Below are 6,026 nucleotides of genomic sequence, written 5' to 3'. Positions count from 1 at the left end.
ATTAAACGTAATTTTTCAATCTCCGCTCAATTCTCTTTTTAAAGAGCCTGTGAACAAAATAACTAATAAATGAAAATATAAGACTTGTACAGAGACAGGCTATTGATAAAACGTACTCTTTATCAAATAAATACATAAGACACCCGATTATGCCGAATATACCGTATACAAATATCCATATAAACCAAAACCACTTCTGGGTCTGATCATATAATAACTTTATTTTCTCAAACAAAATAAGCCCTACTTTCTCCACAAAAGGAAAAGTATAAATCAAATATGATAAACTAATAATTCCACTAAAGTTGTCAGTATCCTGCCCGTTAGCTTAACGCTATCCGTGAGTATCAGGAAGGAGTATAAAAATTGAATACTGTAATGCGATAGGGATCTCCGTTAGCTGACGGGGGTCCCTATTAAATTTGCGCAAATAAAAAACTGCTGGCACCGTGACAAGGGAAAATTTCATTCGAGGCATTTCCTCCGAAAAGGTTAATCCAGATTGAAAACAATTTATACTTTGTGATTTAAATCACATATTAAACCTTTAGAACATGTTACATTAAAGGTGTAGAGAGAAAGTAAACATTCTGTAAGACGAAGGGAACGATATACCATGAAAACACAAAAACGATCCCGTTCTTGGCTGAAATAGATAAAGCTTATTTTTTAGTGTAGTATGTGAAAATTTTCACCAATCAAGTTTAGGAGATGATTATCATGTTAGGAAAATGGCTTAGAGAAAATAAATATGCAGCAGGTATCCTGCTTTTCGTAAGGTTTTATTTTGGATATGAATGGCTCACTCACGGATGGCAAAAGTTAACCGGCGGATTTAATGCCGAAGGCTTCTTAAATAACGCGGTCACTAAACCGATAATCGACAAAGCAACCAATGAACTTGTGTATCCTACCTTCACCGCATTCATACAACACTTCGCTCTGCCGAATCTTAAAATAATTAACTTCATGATTCCGCTCGGCGAATTCTTAGTTGGTCTTGGTTTAATTCTTGGTGTTTTGACTACCGCGGCAGCATTCTTCGGACTTCTCATGAACTTCATGTTCATGTTCGCGGGTACCGTAAACACGAACCCTTGGTTCATTCTTATCGGTGGGATCTTGTTCATGGCAGGTGCGAACACCGGTAGATTCGGCATTGACCATTACCTGATGCCCTACCTTCGTAAGCTGTTTACACACAAGAAAAATCCTACAGACCTAACAACTGGAACGGGTACGAAACACAAACCCATACACGCTTAATCTAAATCCCTTTCGTAAACGCAGCTCCATCGGGGCTGCGTTTTTGACGTAAAAAGGCAGGCAGTCTTGCCTACCTAGTAAGAACACGAATGAAAAGTAACACCTTTTCGATATAACAGTTCGACTTTTTTTCATTGTTTGAGATCAGTATGTTTGGGCGTAGCAAAATCATGTCCCATTTCATTCATTGTCGCTCCACGTTGTGTCCATTAGCTCAACGCCAGCAGTACATATGTATCAAATGCCTTATTTTGTGAAGATGTGACATGTGACTACTTCCTTTATCAGTGTTGGTCTTTATTACTAGTAATGAGAGTGTTATAATTTTAAAAAAGTGAATAGCAATTCTTCTGTTATACGATAAAGGCAAAACTAATGAAAATTAGTGACGCAATGCTAAAGGGGCTAAGGCGAAATATTTCGCTATGCTTGCCAGTTACCGAAGGACAGGGAGATATATATTTAACTCCCCTTCTGCTTATAAGGGGAGTTTTTCCTGCGTTAACAATTAAATGTCATCCATGACATTTAATAACTAGGTAGCATGTTCCCCCCTGAGAGGTGAAATTTAAATGGCTAGAATAATGGTTGTAGATGATTCTATGTTTATGCGATTGATGATTAAGAACATCTTATCCGAATTAGGGCATGAAATTGTTGCCGAAGCATCGAATGGACTAGAGGCAGTAGCTCTATTTCTTCAACATTCTCCTGACTTAGTTACGTTGGATATTACAATGCCTGAGATGGACGGTATTACCGCATTAAAGGAAATTAAAAGTTACAAGAGTGATTCAAAGATAATAATGGTATCGGCAATGGGGCAACAATCTTTTGTTATTCAAACCATTACTCTAGGGGCTAGTGATTTTATTACAAAGCCTTTCGATAAAGACAGGGTAGCAGAAGCAGTAAAAAAGGTCCTAAATATGTGATGTAGCCCCTAGTAGGGTTTCAATATATGAATATGTTGTTTCGCTCTACTGCTCGCTAGCAAGACTAAAACCAGGACATATGTACAAAGTTCCATATTTTGTGAAGAAGTTGCGTAGCTATCATACATGACAAAAGCCGCCTTTCAGGCGGCCCTTGGTCAACTCTTGAAAATAACGTTTCAACTCTTCATAGAAATTTTCTCTTGTTCCGGCTAAGATAACTACAACTAATTCGCCTTCCTCATTTTCCTCAACTCGATAGGCAATCTCATAGTTCGTCCCCTGATACGATACATCGTACCCATAAATACCAGTTAAATCACCTGTTTTTTGTTCTCCTATTGATGGATCAAGCCGAATAGCATTGATAGCTTCCACTATACCCGCGCCGTCTGTGGCAAAGATAAGCGTCCTTTTAATTTATTCACAGTGCTTCAGTGCTGAGATTAGATAAAACAACGAGAAACAATGACCAACAAAATGAAAAGCACAAGAATCACAGCAGTAGTAGTACCCAAACCAGCACAGCTACAGCTTCCTACTCCAAGTCCACCAACTCCAAGTCCCATAGTAGTCCCTCCTTCCGCTTTAGCTCACTGTATGTTATGAACATAAACGGTTTAGGGATTGGACGATTAATACAATGTGCGCTTAAACAAGAAAACAAGTCGTTCCCAATTCGATAGATTTTCATAAGATATCGTGTGCCTGCTTCCAACTGCCGCACATAACCCATAGATCGGTCCTCAAAGAACAGACGGTTGCTTTAAACTGTCTGTTTTTTCGAGCTTTCAGATCTCTAAAATAAGGGGCTTTTGTTCGTCTCCTGCGACTTTTTTATTTCCTGCATTAGTGTAGGTGGTGTTCTATGCCGTTTCCTGAGAGAAAACCGACCTATGGTGCTGTTAAGACCCTTTAAAGTCAAGAGAAAAGATATTTAAAGCAGGTGGTTTAAACAAAGGTGTAGCGAAGCGAGAAAAAGAAAATGGATTTTAGGGCCTTTATTATGCTTCTGAACAGGTTTTTCTTGTAGACATGCACACAAAATCGGGTGTTTTGTGCGCATGTCCTCTAAAACTATCGGTTCCAATCACCGAGAGGTGAAGGTACCCTGTTGTTCATTTTATTTTATATATTCATTACTGACCAACACATCGGCAACCGCATTGGTTGGTATGATAAACTCAAGTACACCCATAGCTCCAGGGGAAGCCTCGTATTTATCAAAACAGACGACCAACTTACCATCATTGTTTATATAAAAGGATTGATCCTTGGCTATAGTCTTAAAATAGCTATTGACCTTATTTGGTACACCTTCAACCCAATAAACCTTTGTGGGGTCTTCCTTCATTTGCTGTATCATCTGTCCCTTAATATTTTCACTGATCAGGCTTATATAGCGGTCATCTTTAAATAAACTCGGCAAAGTAAGCAAAAGCTGATTTTTCTTGTCTACCGTGTCGTATGTGAATTTTGACAATCCATTAGACGTACTTACCACATATCTGGTCAGGGATAAAATCTGATCATTATCGGTTTTTATTTTATATCCGCTATCTACACCCACATGTGCTCCGCCTTGTTCCTTTATCTTCTCCATATCAGCGGTGAATTCACTGTACAATTTTTTGCTTTCTTCAAGGTATTTGCTATTTAAGCTGTCCTCTAAGGATTTGCTGCCCAAATTCGTAATAGCGGGTACTTGTATATTTGCTTTATAAGTTCCCTCATCTATCTTGAATTCTTTGAAAGTGAGCACCTTTGCAAGGCTACCAACTATCGGAACTTCGGAGAGCGCTTTTGCAAAAGTGGGACTAGTATTAAGCCCCGTTACGAGAATGGCTACTGCTGCGATTCCAGACAACCACTTGAAATTAATTATTTTTTTTCTGTTTTGTTTAATTGCCTTTTGTACGATGAAATCCAATTCCTTCGGAATAGGTATATCCATATGTTGTTGTTTCAATTGCTCCAGTTTTTCGTCCATTTCACTGTACCTCCAAAGTCTCATCATTCATTTTAACCCGTAACATTCGAAGCGCTTGATACAACCGTGTTTTTACCGTGCTTACATTTTCCTTTATCACATCTGCGATTTCTTCTATTTTTAAATCATCAAAATATCTAAGCACAATGACACTTCGATATATGGGGGGCAACTCATCCATAGCTCTTTCTAAATCTATATTGGGATAGACATCATCACGACCATCACTCAATAATTCCAGTGCATTCTCGTCAAAAACGCGAATCTTCTTTTGCTTTCTTAAGAAATCCAATGAAGTATTCACCACTATCCTATAAAACCAGCTCTTTATGGATGTCGTGCTTTTAAGTGTTTCTGATGACGCAAACGCCTTATGAATGGAATCTTGGACAATATCTAGTGCATCCTCAGCATTTTTTACATAGCTGTAGGCTAATCGATAAACACTTTCTTTATGTTCGGTTATGCATTGAATAAGTAAGTTTTCTAAATTACCCTTCGTCATGACTTCACAACACTCCTTGTGTATACGCGCGTAACTCTACCGTTTGCCTTGCCTCACTTAGACGTGTGAGCTTAATAAAAAGTTTGGAGGAACACAAAAACATTGAATTTCAGGACATATGTACAAAAACTCTTTATTTTGTGAAGATCTACAGAAAGCAGAAAGAGACCCACATCAACGAGATGTGGGTTTTAATTTTATATATTCTAAAGGGGGTCAAGTTCTATTATAGGCTTGATTCATTAACGCCAGATGAAAACCAGATTTCCTTCTGATTACAAATGCCGCCGCAGTTGCATATCTTCACAAAAGCTAGTGTTTTTGTTCAAATGTCCTATATTGAGCTATCGTTCTCCGTTAGAATAGCGCGAATAAGATACTCAATCAAGAGGCCCCTTGTGCTGTCGCAATGTCGACGCCGTCTATTACGTGTGACAACAAAATCGCACGTAATTCCTCTATTTCGGTAATCACTGCTAGAGGGTGAGGCTCTTGAGGTACTTGATAATTCTTCTTATTTAACCATATAGCTTTCAACCCTTCTTGTATTGGAGCCGCAACATCATTTGTCCAAGAGTCGCCCACGACAAGTACCTGTTCTGGTGGTAAAGAAGTCATACTTAGAACATAATGATAAATTTCTGGGCTTGGTTTTTCATAGCCGATAACTTCGGAAATGAACACATACTCTTTTGGAATGATACCATCTAATCCGATTGCCTCCAATTTATCATTCTGCCACCCTTTGCTTCCATTCGTCAATACTCCTATTTGGTAATAATCACTAAGATCCTTAATGGTTTTGTTTATCATCATATTAGGCTTCATATGCTTTTTACTTATTGATTGGTAGAACATTTCAAAGTTAATTGCCGTTTCTACATCCGTTGTTTTCCCCATTTGATCCATAGAATAGAGAAAACGTTTAGTCCGATATTCGTCAAAAGAAATTTGTTTGCTATCTAATTTCTTTACTAAGAATTGTTCTACATTACTAAAGACTTCAAATAAATCGTTACTATTCATTTCACTGGTGAAAAAATGATTTCTGAACGCGTCCTTAACACTATTTTCCCAATAGTCGGCAAAGTGTAAAAGTGTATCATCTAGATCAAACAAAACCAATTTAATTGGATACATAATACTCTCCCATCCATTATGTGATGATAAAGTTATTTTTCCAATTTTATCCTTCCACTCAGATGCATGCAACACTTATTTTTAAACATTCTTTCAATTTGTTACTACTCTAACGAGTTGAAGTTACCGATGGATACTGTAGCTCAACTTTTTTGCCCGTTCCTCGGCATCTCAAAAGTACTGTCACTTA

General features: G+C 37.9%; 7 protein-coding genes and 1 riboswitch. Of the genes, 2 read left to right on the top strand and 5 right to left on the bottom strand.

The features are described 5' to 3' along the window. Positions 1–720: 720 nt before the first annotated feature. Together GC093_RS28920 and GC093_RS28915 are read left to right on the top strand one after the other, a co-directional pair. Positions 721–1,266, top strand: a complete 546-nt coding sequence (locus GC093_RS28920; RefSeq protein ID WP_171655414.1) for a DoxX family protein — start codon at positions 721–723, stop codon at positions 1,264–1,266. Positions 1,267–1,621: 355 nt separating this feature from the next. Continuing rightward, positions 1,622–1,710: riboswitch (cyclic di-GMP riboswitch) on the top strand. Between the two features lie 128 nt (positions 1,711–1,838). Continuing rightward, complete coding sequence (locus GC093_RS28915) at positions 1,839–2,201, top strand: response regulator (RefSeq protein ID WP_171655413.1); 363 nt, start codon at positions 1,839–1,841, stop codon at positions 2,199–2,201. 120 nt (positions 2,202–2,321) lie between these two features. On the opposite strand, the gene GC093_RS28910 is transcribed toward GC093_RS28915, so the two are convergent. The 5 genes from GC093_RS28910 to GC093_RS28890 form a co-directional block, all read right to left on the bottom strand. After that, positions 2,322–2,579 (bottom strand): type II toxin-antitoxin system RelE/ParE family toxin, encoded by a 258-nt coding sequence (locus GC093_RS28910; RefSeq protein ID WP_312886628.1) that lies wholly within the window; start codon positions 2,577–2,579, stop codon positions 2,322–2,324. A 68-nt stretch (positions 2,580–2,647) separates the two neighbouring features. Beyond that, the gene (locus tag GC093_RS28905; RefSeq protein ID WP_171655412.1) at positions 2,648–2,770 is read right to left on the bottom strand and encodes a YjcZ family sporulation protein; all 123 of its coding nucleotides are present in this window, start codon (positions 2,768–2,770) and stop codon (positions 2,648–2,650) included. A gap of 554 nt (positions 2,771–3,324) precedes the next feature. Next, the gene (gene rsiV, locus GC093_RS28900) at positions 3,325–4,191 is read right to left on the bottom strand and encodes an anti-sigma-V factor RsiV (protein WP_171655411.1); all 867 of its coding nucleotides are present in this window, start codon (positions 4,189–4,191) and stop codon (positions 3,325–3,327) included. A 1-nt stretch (position 4,192) separates the two neighbouring features. Beyond that, positions 4,193–4,696 carry an RNA polymerase sigma factor SigV gene (gene sigV, locus GC093_RS28895; RefSeq protein ID WP_171655410.1) on the bottom strand — a complete coding sequence of 168 codons (504 nt, stop codon included), beginning with the start codon at positions 4,694–4,696 and terminating at the stop codon, positions 4,193–4,195. Positions 4,697–5,080: 384 nt separating this feature from the next. Beyond that, positions 5,081–5,836 carry an HAD family hydrolase gene (locus GC093_RS28890; RefSeq protein WP_171655409.1) on the bottom strand — a complete coding sequence of 252 codons (756 nt, stop codon included), beginning with the start codon at positions 5,834–5,836 and terminating at the stop codon, positions 5,081–5,083. Between the last annotated feature and the right edge of the window lie 190 nt (positions 5,837–6,026).

The sequence above is a fragment of the Paenibacillus foliorum genome (assembly GCF_013141765.1).
In the GTDB taxonomy this organism is placed as follows: Bacteria; Bacillota; Bacilli; order Paenibacillales; family NBRC-103111; genus Paenibacillus_S; species Paenibacillus_S foliorum.
The sequence above is the reverse complement of the archived record's forward strand: the minus strand, read 5'-3'. Positions and strand labels throughout refer to the sequence as shown.